Source organism: Franconibacter pulveris (assembly GCF_056780215.1).
This window is the reverse complement of record NZ_CM165555.1, coordinates 235,659-248,837: the sequence shown is the minus strand read 5'-3', so window position 1 is coordinate 248,837 and position 13,179 is coordinate 235,659. Positions and strand designations below refer to the sequence as shown.

Genomic DNA, 13,179 nt, shown 5'->3' with positions numbered 1-13,179 from the left:
GTACAGATGTCCAGACGGGAAGCGTTTTTCTGTGAGGAGCGTAATTCCTGCGAGGAATTACGCAAAAAGGCCGGAGTTAGCCGGCCTTTGCAGGGTTAGATCAAGCGGCGCGCCGCTTCGACCACGATTTTCACGGCGTGACTTTCGGTCTGCTTCATGGTTTCCGCGTTGGGGATTTCCTGCTGGGTACGGTTGACGATAACGCCTGCCACCATGCCTGCGCGCAGCCCCTGGCTTGAACACATGGTCAGCAGCGTGGCGGATTCCATCTCATAGTTCATCACGCCCATCGCCTGCCACTCTTCCATAGAGCCTTTGAAGCGGCTGACCACCCGGCCGGAAAAGGTGTCGTAACGCTCCTGGCCCGGGTAGAAGGTATCGGAAGAAGCGGTCACGCCCACATGCGTCGTCGCGCCAACAGATTTTGCCGCTTCAACTAACGCTGTGGTACAAGCGAAGTCTGCCACCGCCGGGTATTCCATCGGCGCGAAGTGCAGGCTTGCGCCGTCCAGGCGTACTGAGGCCGTCGTGACCAACACGTCGCCTACGTTGATGTGCGGCTGGATGGCGCCGGTCGTGCCGATGCGCAGGAAAGTCCGAATGCCCAGCTGCGCCAGTTCTTCCACAGCGATTGAGGTTGACGGGCCGCCGATGCCGGTGGAGCAAACAATGACGGGCTTGCCGTCCAGCTCAGCGCGCCAGGTAGTGAACTCACGGTGCGAGGCGAGCTTAACCGGGTTCTCCATCAGCGCCGCGATTTTTTCCACGCGCTCCGGGTCGCCGGGCACGATAGCAAGCGTGGCCCCCTGCAAATCATTTTTGGTAAGGCCAAGATGAAAAACGTCAGACCTGGACATAAAAGACTCCTCTGTGGGTCGGTTGGTCAGAAGAAGCAAAACGGTACTTTACAGAAGCCGCTCGCGCTTTTTCGTGACAGGATTCACTTTGATATAAACAGTTTGCATTATTTTTCCATTAAATAGTGACGCAAATCACACTTTAATGCCTGTAATGATAACTTTCGCTTTCGTACAGCGCGTTTTTGTTCAACGGTGAATTTACCATCGCACGCTATAGTTATCGGATGCGCTAAAAAGGGTACGGAGAATGCCATGACCAGTAACACAACAACCGACAACAAACCGGGTTTCGCCCCGTCCGTTTCTCCCGTTGCTTCAACGGTAGTTCAGACGCCGGAAGACGCCATTCTGGCCGGTGAAACGTCCATTCCTTCACAGGGCGACAATATGCCCGCTTATCACGCCCGCCCGAAAAACGCCGACGGCCCGCTGCCGGTAGTTATCGTGGTGCAGGAAATTTTTGGCGTGCATGAACATATCCGCGATATCTGTCGTCGTCTGGCGCTTGAGGGGTATCTGGCCGTGGCGCCGGAACTCTACTTCCGCCAGGGCGATCCGAACGATTACGACGATATTTCGTCTCTGCTCAGCAATCTGGTTTCTAAAGTGCCGGACGCGCAGGTGCTGGCGGATCTCGATCACGTCGCCAACTGGGCGGCGCGCAATGGCGGCGACGCGCATCGCCTGCTGCTCACCGGCTTCTGCTGGGGCGGGCGCATTAGCTGGCTCTACGCCGCGCACAATCCGCAGCTTAAAGCCGCCGTCGCCTGGTATGGCAAACTGCTGGGCGATAAAACGCTGAATTCGCCGAAACACCCGGTAGATGTGGCGACAGACTTGAACGCGCCTGTTTTAGGGCTGTATGGCGCGCAGGACACCGGCATTCCGCTGGATACGGTGGAAACCATGCGTCAGGCGCTGCGGGCGGCTAACGCCACTGCGGAAATCGTGGTGTATCCGGAAGCGGGACATGCGTTCAACGCCGATTATCGCCCAAGCTACCATGCCGAGTCGGCAAAAGATGGCTGGCAGCGAATGCTGGCGTGGTTTGCGCGCTACGGCGCGAAAAAAGGATAAAAAAATCGCCCGGTTTTGCCGGGCGATTTTATTTTCAGACTGCCGTTCAGGGCAGGCGGCCGTTCGCTTACCTCTCTACGACGCGCGAATTTGCAGGGCGGGTCAACCTCCCAGGCCCCGACGAAACCTTACGCCTGACGCAGGTTTTGCGCCGCTTTTACCATGTTGGCGAGCGCTGCGCGGGTTTCCGGCCAGCCGCGGGTTTTCAGGCCGCAGTCCGGGTTAACCCACAGACGATCCTGCGGCACGCGCTGGGCGGCTTTCTTCAGCAGCGCCTCAATCCATTCCACGCTCGGTACGTTCGGCGAGTGAATGTCATACACGCCCGGCCCGATTTCGTTCGGGTATTCGAACTCTTCAAACGACTCCAGCAGCTCCATATCCGAACGCGAGGTTTCAATGGTGATAACGTCCGCATCCAGCGCGGCGATGGAGTCCATGATGTCGTTGAACTCGCAGTAGCACATATGGGTGTGGATCTGGGTTTCATCTTTTGCCACGGCGGCGTTCAGGCGGAACGCTTCCACCGCCCACGCCAGGTAGGCCTGCCAGTCGCTGCGCTTGAGCGGCAACCCTTCGCGCAGCGCCGGTTCGTCAATCTGGATGATGCCGATGCCCGCCGCTTCCAGATCCGCCACTTCGTCGCGCAGCGCCAGCGCAATCTGCTTCGCAATGGTTTCGCGGGAGACATCTTCACGCGGGAAAGACCAGCAAAGGATTGTCACCGGCCCGGTTAGCATGCCTTTTACCGGTTTGTCGGTCAGCGACTGGGCGTATTTCGCCCATTCAACGGTAATCGGCTCCGGGCGGCTCACATCGCCAATCACTACCGGCGGCTTCACGCAGCGGGAGCCATAGCTCTGCACCCAACCGTTTTGCGTGAAGACGAAGCCATCCAGATGCTCGCCGAAATATTCCACCATGTCGTTGCGCTCAGCCTCGCCATGCACCAGCACGTCCAGCCCCAGGCGCTCCTGCTCGACAATCGCCTGCTTGATATGCTCCGCAATGCCGGTGCGGTAGTGATTAGCATCCAGGTTCCCCTTTTTGAAATCCAGGCGCAGGCCGCGGATTTCGGTAGTTTGCGGGAAGGAGCCAATGGTGGTGGTCGGCCAGGCGGGCAGCTTAAAGCGGGCGCGCTGGGCTTCGGCGCGAACCGGATAAGCATGAGCGCGCTGGCTGTCCTGCGCGGTGATGGCGGCAAGGCGTTTGCCTACGGCGGCGTTATGCACCCGCGCCGAGTGGCGACGTGCCTGAATCGGCGCGCTCCACTGGTCGATTTTCGCGGTATCGCCACTGTTCAGCGCGTCGCGCAGCAGCGCCAGCTCCTGGCATTTTTGCAGCGCGAAGGCGAACCAGCTTTTCACCTCATCATCCAGACGGGTTTCCACGCTCAGATCGATAGGGCTGTGCAGCAGCGAGCAGGACGATCCGATCCACAGCTCGCGCTTGCCTGCCAGATCCTTAAGCTGTGCATATTTTTCTGCAAGATCCGCGCGCCAGACGTTACGGCCATTCACAACCCCTGCGGAAAGCAGCCATTCGGCAGGCAGACGGCGATGCAGTTCGTTAACGTCATCTTTGCCGTGAACCAGGTCCACGTGCAGCCCCTGCACCGGCAGCGCGGCGATAGTGTCCAGGTTTTCCGACACGCCTTCAAAGTAAGTGGTCAGCAGCAGTTTGATCTGGCCGGCAAGCGCTTCATAAGCCGGTTTGAACGCATCCAGCCACGCCTGCGGCAGCTCCAGCACCAGCGCCGGTTCGTCAATCTGCACCCACTGAATGCCGCGTTTCGCCAGTTCCGCCAGCACCTGCTGATAAACCGGCAGGATGTCGTTCAGAAGCGAAAGACGGTCGAACGGTTCGCCTTTCACTTTACCCAGCCACAGGTAAGTAACCGGACCGAGCAGTACAGGCTTCACGTGGTGGCCCAGCGCCAGCGCTTCGTCCACTTCCTCAATCAGCTGCGTCCAGGTCAGTTTAAACTGCTGGCCTTTCGTGAACTCCGGCACCATGTAGTGATAGTTGGTATTAAACCACTTGGTCATTTCCGCGGCGGCGGCAGGTTCGCCGGTTGGCGCGCGGCCGCGGCCAATACGGAACAGGGTGTCGATATCCACCGAGCCGTCCGCGTTCTGATGACGAGCCGGCACATTGCCGAGCAGCAGGCTGGTGGTCAGAACATGGTCGTACCAGGCGAAGTCGCCCACCGGCAGCAAATCAATGCCCGCCGCCTTTTGTTGTTCCCAGTGGCGTGCGCGCAGCTCGCGGCCCACCGCCAGTAATTCTTCGCGGCTGGAATTGCCCGCCCAGTAGCTTTCTTGCGCTTTTTTCAGTTCGCGACGCAGGCCGACGCGAGGGAATCCGAGGGTGTGGTTATGGATAGTCATGATGTTCTGCCTCTCTTGAAGATGGATCCGCTTAGTCGCGAATTTCAGAAAATGAATCTGTTCGTCTTATTCGTTAATCCGTATGTATTTCGGATTTGCCCCCGAAGGGGCTAACTCTAAATAAGTCGGCTTGCAGAAAGGCGGCGACGCAGCGAGTTCCCAGGAGCTTACTCCAGTAAATGACTGGGGCGAGCGAGGAAAGCCAACGCATCTGCAAGTCGAATTATGACGAGTTTGGACGTCCAGATGTTTACACATCCATAATCCGCAGGTACTGTATATTCCTCAAGCGCAAATTCCTCATGGCGAAGTGAAGGACTTTCATGATCGAAATTAAACACCTGCGAACGCTCCAGGCGCTGCGAAATTGCGGCTCTCTGGCAGCGGCGGCGGCCTCGCTGCATCAGACGCAATCCGCCCTCTCTCATCAGTTCAGCGATCTTGAACAGCGGCTCGGTTTTCGGCTGTTTGTGCGTAAAAGCCAGCCGCTGCGCTTTACGCCGCAGGGCGAAATCCTGCTGCAGCTGGCCGAACAGGTTCTGCCGCAGATTGGCCGGGCGCTGCAGGCGTGCAACGAGCCTCAGCAGACGAAGCTTCGCATCGCTATCGAGTGCCACAGCTGTATCCAGTGGCTGACGCCAGCGCTTGAGAATTTCCGCCGCCAGTGGCCGCAGGTGGAGATGGATTTTAAATCGGGCGTGACGTTCGACCCGCAGCCTGCGCTGCAACAGAGCGAACTGGACCTGGTGCTGACTTCCGACATTCTGCCGCGCAGCGGTCTGCACTATTCGCCGATGTTTGACTTTGAAGTGCGCCTGGTGCTGGCGACCGATCACCCGCTTGCCGCCAAAACCCGCATCGCGCCGGAAGATTTTTCCGGGGAGACGCTGCTGATTTATCCGGTGCAGCGCAGTCGCCTGGACGTATGGCGGCATTTTCTGCAACCGGCAGGCGTCAGCCCTTCGCTCAAGAGCGTGGATAACACGCTGCTGCTGATTCAGATGGTGTCGGCACGCATGGGCATCGCCGCGTTGCCGCACTGGGTGGTGGAGAGTTTTGAGCGCCAGGGCCTGGTGGTGACCAAAACCCTGGGCGAAGGCTTATGGAGCCGGCTGTACGCCGCAGTGCGCGACGGCGAACAGCGTCAGCCGGTAACGGAGGCGTTTATTCGCTCGGCGCGTCAGCACGCCTGCGATCATCTGCCGTTTGTGAAGAGCGCGGAGCGACCCAGCGTCGATGGACCCACAGCGAGGCCATTATTACCGTACCCCCAATAATAAAACTCGGCCAGTGGGGCTGCTCCTGCCAGATGGCGAGGTTAACCAGCAGCCCGGCCGGGACGTGAACGTTATTCATAATGCCGAGCGTGCCCGCATCAACCTGCGTGGCGCCGTAGTTCCACATAAAATAGCCCAACCCTGACGCCGCCACGCCAAGCCATACCAGAATGCCCCATTGCAACGTCGTGGTGGGCAGCTTCTGCGGGTTGCCTATGGTAAACCAGGCGACGGCCGCCACCAGAAACGCCCCCAGATAGAACCAGGAAAAGGCGGTGTGCTGCGGCATTGGTCGCGTCTCCATCAGCCGCTTATACCCCACCATACCGATGGCGAAGCTGATGTTCGCCAGCTGCACCAGCAGCAGTCCGGTCCAGAAGTGATCGCTGACTTTGTCGTAGCGAATAATCGCGGCGCCTACGACCGCAAGCAATGCGCTCAGAGCGTAGCCCCAGCGAAGCGGGCGCTTACTCAGTAAGTCGTAAATCATCGTGATATAGAGCGGCGTGAACACTGTAAACAGCAGAAATTCCGACACGGTGAGGTAAAGGTAAGCGCGAAAGCTGAACAAATACATCACGCCAAGCTGCAACGCGCCCACCAGCATATAAAGGCTGAGCGTTTTTATGCTCTGACCGCGGGTGCGCAGAAACGGCAGAAAGACCAGCGCCGCCAGCCCCACGCGCATCAGCACGGAAAAGGTGCTGTCGACATGCCCTGCCAGATATTCGCCAATCAGGCTAAAAGAGAAAGCCCACAGAATGGTGGTGATAATCAGTAACGCCATAGCACCCGTCCCACAAAAAAAGAGAGCGCAATTGTAGCGAAGGTCCTGGCGAAAAGTTGCACTATTTGGTTGACGAGTGGTCACAATGCAACCACTCGTTACCGTGCCCGTTAGTCGAGGAAAAGCTTACGCAGATAGCGCGGCACCGCGTTGTCGCCGTTAGTGCCGATGACTTCCAGTTCGGGCAGCAGATCTTTCAGGCGCTGATGCGCGTTGCCCATGATGCAACCCTTGCCGGCCATAGAGAGCATTTCCGCGTCGTTCATGCCGTCGCCGAAGGCGATGCACGATTTGAGGCTGTAGCCCATTGCTTTCGACACCGCCTCCAGCGCATGCCCTTTTGATACGCCGCCTGCCATCACCTCCAGACAGGTCAGCGTGGAGAAGCTGACGTTAACGCGGTCGCCCCAGCGAGCGTTAATCGCCTGCTCCAGCGGCAGCAGCTTTTCATGCACATCGCAGGTGAAGAAAACTTTGCTCACCCCCTGCGGCTCCAGCAGGCCCGGTTCATACAGCGAATAATTAAACACCGCCTCTTTGAAATACTTCATCTCGTCCGGGCGGTGACGGTTCATAAACCACTCATCATCGCGGTAGACGTTGGTGATGATGTCGGGGTTGTTGTGCATCACGCCAAACAGATCGGCGGCGATATCCGCGTCGAGGTTATGGGCGAAGACCAGATTGCCGTCAGTATCATGCACTCGGGCGCCGTTAGAGGTGATCATATACGCCTTGATCTCAAGCCCGTCGCGGATTTGTCCCACATCAACATGATGGCGGCCCGTGGCGAAAACGAAGTGTATGCCCCGGGCGGTCAGCAGCCTGAGCGTCTCTTTGGCGTAAGGGGAAAGCGTGTGGTCCGGAGAAAGTAATGTGCCGTCTAAGTCAGACGCGACAACATGGTACATAGGATGAATTTAACCTCAGGTAAAGCGACAAGAAGGCTGGCCGCGGTAATCAGTTATGCGCATCGAAAAAATCAACGATGGCAGTCAGGGCTTCGGCGCGCATGCTGTCCTTTTCAAACAGGATCTCATGGTACGCGCCTTTTATGACGTAAGGTTTATCCCCCCAACAGGGATGGCCCGCCGCAGCGCGAAGTTCGCAGAAGCGATCGTGAGCGCGGTTATCCACCACTCTTTCCGCTTCCGCCTGGAGTAACAATAGCGGCGTAGTGACGGCAGTGGCCCCTGCCAGCACCTGTTCTCCTGCAAGGATGCCTTCCCGCACCCAGTGATACGTCGGTCCGCCCACCCGTAAGTCCGGGTCGTCGGCATAAAAACGCAGGTTACGGCGATAACGCTCCGGACTGTGCGTCAGCACGTTGAGGCTAAAGGGCAATGCGCGCCAGCGCCCGGTGCCGATAGCGTAGCCATCGCGCAGTTTCGGGTAGCCTTCGGCCCAGTCCAGTATCGAGCGCAGCATCCAGTCCGGCAGGCGGATAGTAATGCCGAACATCGGCGCGCAGAGCGCCACGGCATCAAACGCCTGCGGCTGGCGCTGTAAAAACAGCGTGGTAATAGCGCCGCCCATCGAATGCGCCAGCACGTAGCGCTTACGCCACGGCCCGGTCGCCACTTCCTGTTGCCAGAACCGCTCCAGATCGTCGACATAATCGCTGAAATTCACCACATGTCCGCGGTGCGTATCTTCCAGCAGTCGGCCGGAGCGCCCCTGCCCGCGGTGGTCGATGATTAACACATCGAACCCGCAGTAGAAGAGATCGTAAGCCAGTTCGGCATACTTTACATAGCTTTCGATGCGGCCCGGACAGACGACGATGACCCGGTCATTGCCGGGGGCGCAAAACCGAACGAAGCGCACCGGCACGTCGTCCACGCCCATAAATTCATCTTCTTCGCGCTGCTGCCAGAAATCCGTAAGCGGCCCCATCGTGAAGGCCGCAAAGGCGTTTTCCCGCCTGAACCATCCGTTTTTGTGCTTATGCATCGGTTGCCTGCCCTGTGCGAACGCCAAAAAATGCTTTTTTTGTGACTCGTAGCACAACCCTCTACATTAGCGTATTGTGGCATAAAAGTGCGCAGCCAGGGAATTTCACATGACCTTAGAATGGTGGTTTACCTATCTTCTTACCACGCTGATTTTAAGCCTTTCGCCGGGTTCCGGAGCGATTAATACCATGAGCACCGCCATCAGCCACGGCTACCGCGGCGCGGCGGCGTCCATCACCGGGCTACAGCTCGGCCTGGCGATTCATATCGTGCTGGTGGGCGTGGGTTTAGGCGCGCTGTTCTCACGCTCACTGCTGGCTTTTGAGATCTTAAAGTGGGCGGGTGCGGCCTATCTTATCTGGCTTGGCATCCAGCAGTGGCGCGCCGCCGGCGCCATCGACTTAAACGCCGTCGCGCAAAGCCAGCCGCGCCGCCGTCTGTTTAAGCGCGCGGTCTTTGTGAATCTCACCAACCCGAAGAGCATCGTTTTTCTCGCCGCGCTTTTTCCGCAGTTTATCGCGCCGCATCAGCCGCAGGCGATGCAGTATCTGATCCTCGGCGTAACAACCGTGGTGGTGGATATCGTGGTGATGATTGGTTATGCGACCCTTGCGACGCGCATCGCGCTGTGGATCAAAGGGCCTCGCCAGATGAAGGCCCTGAATCGCCTGTTCGGCTCGCTGTTTATGCTGGTGGGCGCGCTGCTTGCCGCCGCGCGCCAGGCGTAATTAGCGGGAGATAATCAGGTGGATGCCGAAGCCGGCGAAGAGCGCGCCGGCCATGCCGTCTATCCACTTCGCCAGTCTTTGATAACCGCGGCGCATGGCGGGCAATGCGAAGAGGCTTGCCACGACAGCGAACCATGCGAACGTTTCCAGCGCTATCAGCACGAAAATCCCCATCCGCTCATGCGAACCCACGCTGTCGCCGACAAACAGCGAGAAGACGCTGCCGAAATAAATAATCGCTTTCGGGTTCGCCAGATTGGTCAGTAAGCCTTTCACAAAACTGCGGCCGCCGCGCGCCAGCTCAACCTCCGGCGTCTCCGTGGAAGGCTCGCCCTTCTTCAGCGCGCCGCGCAGCATCTGGTAGCCCATCCAGCAGAGATAAAGCCCGCCGCCCACCATAATCGCGGTATGCAGCCAGGCCATTTTTTCGAGGATCAAGTGCAGGCCGAGCAGCGCCACGCCCGCCCAGATCATGACGCCGAAAGTAATGCCGAGCACGCCCATCATCGCTTCCTTGCGGGAGCGGCTGACCGCCGTTTGCGAAACAAAGAAGAAATCGGGACCGGGGCTCATCAGCGCCACCAGGTGCACCAGCGCCACGGTCAGAAAAAGCATCAGCATAAGAAAGTACTCGTGAGAAAATTCGCAGAAGAATTATCCTGCCACGTTCAGGCAGGCGTGGCTATTGACGATTACTCATCGTCGCCGTCGACATGGCTGCGGATAAGCGCCATAAATTCGCGGCCAAAACGCTCCAGCTTGCGGGTGCCCACGCCGTTGATGCCCAGCATTTCGCCAGGGCTAAGCGGCATCTGCTCCGCCATTTCTATCAGCGTGGCGTCGTTGAACACCACGTAAGGCGGAATATTCTCTTCATCGGCGATGGCTTTACGCAGCTTGCGCAGTTTAGCGAACAGCTTGCGGTCATAGTTGCCGCCGTAAGATTTCTGCGCCACGCGCGGTTTAAGGGCGGCGACACGCGGCACCGCCAGCATCAGCGGCGCTTCGCCGCGCAGAAACGGACGCGCCGCTTCGGTAAGTTGCAGCGCGGAGTGCGCGGCGATGTTTTGCGTCACCACGCCCAGGTGAATAAGCTGGCGGATAACGCTGACCCAATGCTCATGGCTCTGATCGCGGCCAATGCCGTACACCTTCAGCTTGTCGTGCCCCAGTTCGCGAATGCGCTGGTTGTTCGCCCCGCGCAGCACTTCCACCACATAACCCATACCGAAGCGCTGGTTAACGCGCGCAATCGTCGAGAGCGCCTTTTGCGCGTCCAGCAGGCCATCGTAACGGCGCGGCGGGTCGAGGCAGATATCACAGTTGCCGCAGGGCTGCTGGCGCCCTTCGCCGAAATAGTTAAGCAGCACCAGACGACGGCAGGTTTGCGCTTCGGCGAAGGCGCCCATGGCGTTGAGCTTATGGCGCTCAATATCCTGCAACTGCCCGGGCTGTTTTTCTTCAAGGCATTTGCGCAGCCAGGCCATGTCCGCCGGGTCGTAAAACAGCATCGCTTCGGCGGGCAAGCCGTCGCGCCCGGCGCGCCCGGTTTCCTGATAATAAGATTCGATATTGCGCGGAATGTCGAAGTGCACCACAAAGCGCACGTTGGGCTTGTTGATGCCCATACCGAACGCGACCGTCGCCACCACGATTTGCAAATCGTCGCGCTGGAATTTCTCCTGCACCTCGGCGCGAACCTGCGGCTCCAGGCCGGCGTGGTACGCCCCTGCGCTGATGCCTTTGCTTTGCAGGCGCGCAGCGGTATCTTCCACCTTCGCGCGGCTGTTGCAGTAGATAATGCCTGACTTGCCTCGCTGCTCCTGCACGTAGCGCATGAGCTGGTCGAGCGGCTTGAATTTCTCCATCAGCATGTAGCGGATATTCGGCCGGTCGAAGCTGCTGATTTGAATCAGCGGGTCCTGCAGGCCGAGCAGACGCACAATATCAAGGCGCGTGGTGTCGTCAGCCGTGGCGGTCAGGGCGATAAACGGCACCTGCGGCAGATGCTGGCGCAACTGGCCCAGCGTCGCGTATTCCGGGCGGAAATCGTGCCCCCACTGGGAAATACAGTGCGCTTCATCCACGGCAATCATGGAGAGCGGCCAGCGGCTAATCTGGTCGATGAAGTTATCCATCATCAGCCGCTCTGGCGCGATATAAAGCAGGCGAACCTGGCCGGTACGACAGCCGGCGATAACCTCAAGCTGCTGATCGCGGCTTTGGGTTGAGTTAAGACAGGCGGCCGCCACGCCGTTGGCGAGCAGTTGGTCGACCTGGTCTTTCATCAGGGAGATAAGCGGAGAGACGACGACGGTCAGCCCCTCTTTCACCAGCGCGGGGATCTGATAGCACAGCGATTTACCGCCGCCTGTGGGCATCACTACCAGACAATCGCGACCTTCCAGCACCGTGTTGATGATGGTTTCCTGGCCCGGGCGAAACTGCTGATAGCCGAAGGTTTCTTGTAAAACCTGCTTCGCCAGCGATTCCTGATTATAAACTTCCGCCTGCGCCACGCTCACTCCACCTGCTGAAAAGAAAACAGGCGCTATTTTCAGCGCCTGCGTCGGAAACTGCAATGCTTTAGAAAAGATCGTTAAGCATAACCCCAAAGCCAAAGCGAGTCTGGTTAAAGTTGTAATCGATTAACGATTCTCCGTAACCGCTGTAAAGCTGAGTATACAGACGAACATGCTTCGTCACCGGGTAGCTAAAGCCCAGCTCGGCGCCGCCATAGCCTGTGTTCCAGTTGTACTGGCCCTTCAGGCTCCAGATAGCCTCGCCCCACTGATAACCCACTTTGAGCTGGTAATAGCCCATGTATTTGGTGATATCCGGGTTATCGTCGGTATTGCCCAGCACATACCAGGGCTTCGCTTCCACCAGCCAGTTGCCGTTTTGCGCCATGAGGCGGGCGTAAGCACGGTTCCAGCTGCGGGAGGTCGGATCCGAACGACCGTTAGAATGGTGATTATAACCCACTTCTACGTCGCGCAGCGTCCAGCCGCCGAGGCTGTAATCGGTGGCAAAGCCAAGAAACAGCTGCGGTTCATAGTTCGTTTCACGAAACGGAGAGGATTCGCCGCTATTGGAAAGCTGCCACCAGGAGCGCTGTGTGTAAGAGGCGCCAAGCACTGAATTCTCGCCCAGAATACCGCGCCAGAGCGGGAAGGCGAGGCTTATCTGGAACTTCACCTCATCCTTACGTGCATTATCAGACCAGTTATAGGACTGGATCGCCTCTTTATTCAGATCGTCCGTTACCGTATAGAGCAGATAATTGCTCTCGTACGGATAAAGCGTGAAAGGGTTATCGTGCTCCTGAAGCAGGTTAGCGATGATGCTGCCGCGCACGGCGGGCGCGTCATGGACTTCTTTAATCGTAGCTTCCTGGCTAAATGCTGTGCAGGGCAGCAGGCTCGCTGCCGCCAACAAACCCAGAGTCTTGCGCATGGGCCATGTTCTCCTGGACTATCGTCGTTATGAATTATTTTGCCGCCTGCCATTCTAGCGGTTTATTTTTCTACCGATAGTCCCCCTGTCTTAAAGTTGAACGCCACAATTACGAAGCATAAAATCAACATTCGAATAACCATAACGTTGGATCGGGAAACGAACCATGTCCGCCACAATGCTGACGCCGGATGCCGCCTTACAGCTGGTCGGCGAGATTTTTGTTTATCACATGCCTTTTAACCGCGCGCTGGGTCTGGAGCTGGAGCGCTACGAGAAGGCCTTCGCTCAACTCTCTTTTAATAACCAGCCGATGATGGTCGGCAACTGGGCACAGAGCATTTTGCACGGCGGCGTAATCGCTTCTGCGCTGGACGTGGCGGCGGGACTGGTCTGCGTGGGCAGCACCTTGACGCGGCATGAATCCATCAGCGAAGAAGAGCTGCGCCAGCGTCTTTCGCGCATGGGCACTATCGACCTGCGGGTGGATTACTTACGCCCGGGCCGCGGGCAGCGCTTCACCGCCACCAGCAGTTTGCTGCGCGCCGGAAACAAAGTGGCTGTCGCGCGCGTGGAACTCCATAACGAAGAACAGGTTTACATCGCCAGCGCCACCGCGACTTACATGGTGGGCTGAGAACGATACTGC

Annotated in this window: 12 protein-coding genes; 4 read left to right on the top strand and 8 right to left on the bottom strand. The window is 58.1% G+C overall.

Annotated features, from left to right (window positions below):
- Window positions 1–95 precede the first annotated feature (95 nt).
- The gene (gene udp / locus ACU4F7_RS01260) at window positions 96–857 is read right to left on the bottom strand and encodes a uridine phosphorylase (protein WP_024558938.1); all 762 of its coding nucleotides are present in this window, start codon (window positions 855–857) and stop codon (window positions 96–98) included.
- A 255-nt stretch (window positions 858–1,112) separates the two neighbouring features.
- Between udp and ACU4F7_RS01255 the strand changes: the two genes are divergently transcribed.
- A complete protein-coding gene (locus ACU4F7_RS01255) occupies window positions 1,113–1,937 on the top strand; it encodes a dienelactone hydrolase family protein (protein WP_029590739.1) in 825 nt (274 codons plus the stop codon).
- A gap of 128 nt (window positions 1,938–2,065) precedes the next feature.
- Here ACU4F7_RS01255 and metE read toward each other — a convergent pair whose 3' ends face one another.
- Entirely contained in the window at window positions 2,066–4,327 is a 2,262-nt protein-coding gene (gene metE, locus ACU4F7_RS01250) for a 5-methyltetrahydropteroyltriglutamate--homocysteine S-methyltransferase (protein WP_481637878.1), read from the bottom strand.
- A 323-nt stretch (window positions 4,328–4,650) separates the two neighbouring features.
- Between metE and metR the strand changes: the two genes are divergently transcribed.
- Window positions 4,651–5,604: an HTH-type transcriptional regulator MetR gene (gene metR / locus ACU4F7_RS01245; RefSeq protein ID WP_029590741.1), complete on the top strand. Its 954-nt coding sequence runs from the start codon at window positions 4,651–4,653 to the stop codon at window positions 5,602–5,604.
- Here metR and ACU4F7_RS01240 read toward each other — a convergent pair.
- The 3 genes from ACU4F7_RS01240 to pldB all read right to left on the bottom strand — a co-directional run bounded on the left by ACU4F7_RS01240 (window position 5,492) and on the right by pldB (window position 8,344).
- On the bottom strand, window positions 5,492–6,391 hold the full coding sequence (locus ACU4F7_RS01240; RefSeq protein WP_029590742.1) for a carboxylate/amino acid/amine transporter: 900 nt from the start codon (window positions 6,389–6,391) through the stop codon (window positions 5,492–5,494). The two genes, metR and ACU4F7_RS01240, sit on opposite strands and share 113 nt — an antisense overlap.
- Window positions 6,392–6,501: 110 nt before the next feature.
- Entirely contained in the window at window positions 6,502–7,302 is an 801-nt protein-coding gene (yigL, locus tag ACU4F7_RS01235) for a sugar/pyridoxal phosphate phosphatase YigL (protein WP_029590744.1), read from the bottom strand.
- 49 nt (window positions 7,303–7,351) lie between these two features.
- On the bottom strand, window positions 7,352–8,344 hold the full coding sequence (gene pldB / locus ACU4F7_RS01230; RefSeq protein WP_035887461.1) for a lysophospholipase L2: 993 nt from the start codon (window positions 8,342–8,344) through the stop codon (window positions 7,352–7,354).
- Between the two features lie 109 nt (window positions 8,345–8,453).
- Here pldB and rhtB point away from each other — a divergent pair, with 109 nt between their 5' ends.
- Window positions 8,454–9,074, top strand: coding sequence for a homoserine/homoserine lactone efflux protein (gene rhtB / locus ACU4F7_RS01225; RefSeq protein WP_029590746.1), 621 nt, complete (start codon window positions 8,454–8,456; stop codon window positions 9,072–9,074).
- On the opposite strand, the gene rhtC is transcribed toward rhtB, so the two are convergent.
- The 3 genes from rhtC to pldA all read right to left on the bottom strand — a co-directional run bounded on the left by rhtC (window position 9,075) and on the right by pldA (window position 12,530).
- On the bottom strand, window positions 9,075–9,695 hold the full coding sequence (gene rhtC, locus ACU4F7_RS01220; protein WP_024558945.1) for a threonine export protein RhtC: 621 nt from the start codon (window positions 9,693–9,695) through the stop codon (window positions 9,075–9,077). It abuts the gene before it with no gap.
- 71 nt (window positions 9,696–9,766) lie between these two features.
- A complete protein-coding gene (gene recQ, locus ACU4F7_RS01215; protein WP_029590748.1) occupies window positions 9,767–11,593 on the bottom strand; it encodes an ATP-dependent DNA helicase RecQ in 1,827 nt (608 codons plus the stop codon).
- Window positions 11,594–11,660: 67 nt separating this feature from the next.
- Window positions 11,661–12,530, bottom strand: a complete 870-nt coding sequence (pldA, locus tag ACU4F7_RS01210; RefSeq protein ID WP_029590749.1) for a phospholipase A — start codon at window positions 12,528–12,530, stop codon at window positions 11,661–11,663.
- Between the two features lie 178 nt (window positions 12,531–12,708).
- Here pldA and yigI point away from each other — a divergent pair, with 178 nt between their 5' ends.
- A complete protein-coding gene (gene yigI, locus ACU4F7_RS01205; protein WP_411815233.1) occupies window positions 12,709–13,167 on the top strand; it encodes an acyl-CoA thioesterase YigI in 459 nt (152 codons plus the stop codon).
- Window positions 13,168–13,179: the final 12 nt, after the last annotated feature.

Bases quoted from the DNA above. Each gene is read 5' to 3' on its own strand.
- yigI (WP_411815233.1), top strand. From the start codon at position 12,709: ATGCTGACGCCGGATGCCGCCTTACAGCTGGTCGGCGAGATTTTTGTT.
- pldB (WP_035887461.1), bottom strand. From the start codon at position 8,344: ATGCATAAGCACAAAAACGGATGGTTCAGGCGGGAAAACGCCTTTGCG.
- pldA (WP_029590749.1), bottom strand. From the start codon at position 12,530: ATGCGCAAGACTCTGGGTTTGTTGGCGGCAGCGAGCCTGCTGCCCTGC.
- ACU4F7_RS01255 (WP_029590739.1), top strand. From the start codon at position 1,113: ATGACCAGTAACACAACAACCGACAACAAACCGGGTTTCGCCCCGTCC.
- ACU4F7_RS01240 (WP_029590742.1), bottom strand. From the start codon at position 6,391: ATGGCGTTACTGATTATCACCACCATTCTGTGGGCTTTCTCTTTTAGC.
- metE (WP_481637878.1), bottom strand. From the start codon at position 4,327: ATGACTATCCATAACCACACCCTCGGATTCCCTCGCGTCGGCCTGCGT.
- metR (WP_029590741.1), top strand. From the start codon at position 4,651: ATGATCGAAATTAAACACCTGCGAACGCTCCAGGCGCTGCGAAATTGC.
- rhtB (WP_029590746.1), top strand. From the start codon at position 8,454: ATGACCTTAGAATGGTGGTTTACCTATCTTCTTACCACGCTGATTTTA.
- rhtC (WP_024558945.1), bottom strand. From the start codon at position 9,695: ATGCTGATGCTTTTTCTGACCGTGGCGCTGGTGCACCTGGTGGCGCTG.
- udp (WP_024558938.1), bottom strand. From the start codon at position 857: ATGTCCAGGTCTGACGTTTTTCATCTTGGCCTTACCAAAAATGATTTG.
- yigL (WP_029590744.1), bottom strand. From the start codon at position 7,302: ATGTACCATGTTGTCGCGTCTGACTTAGACGGCACATTACTTTCTCCG.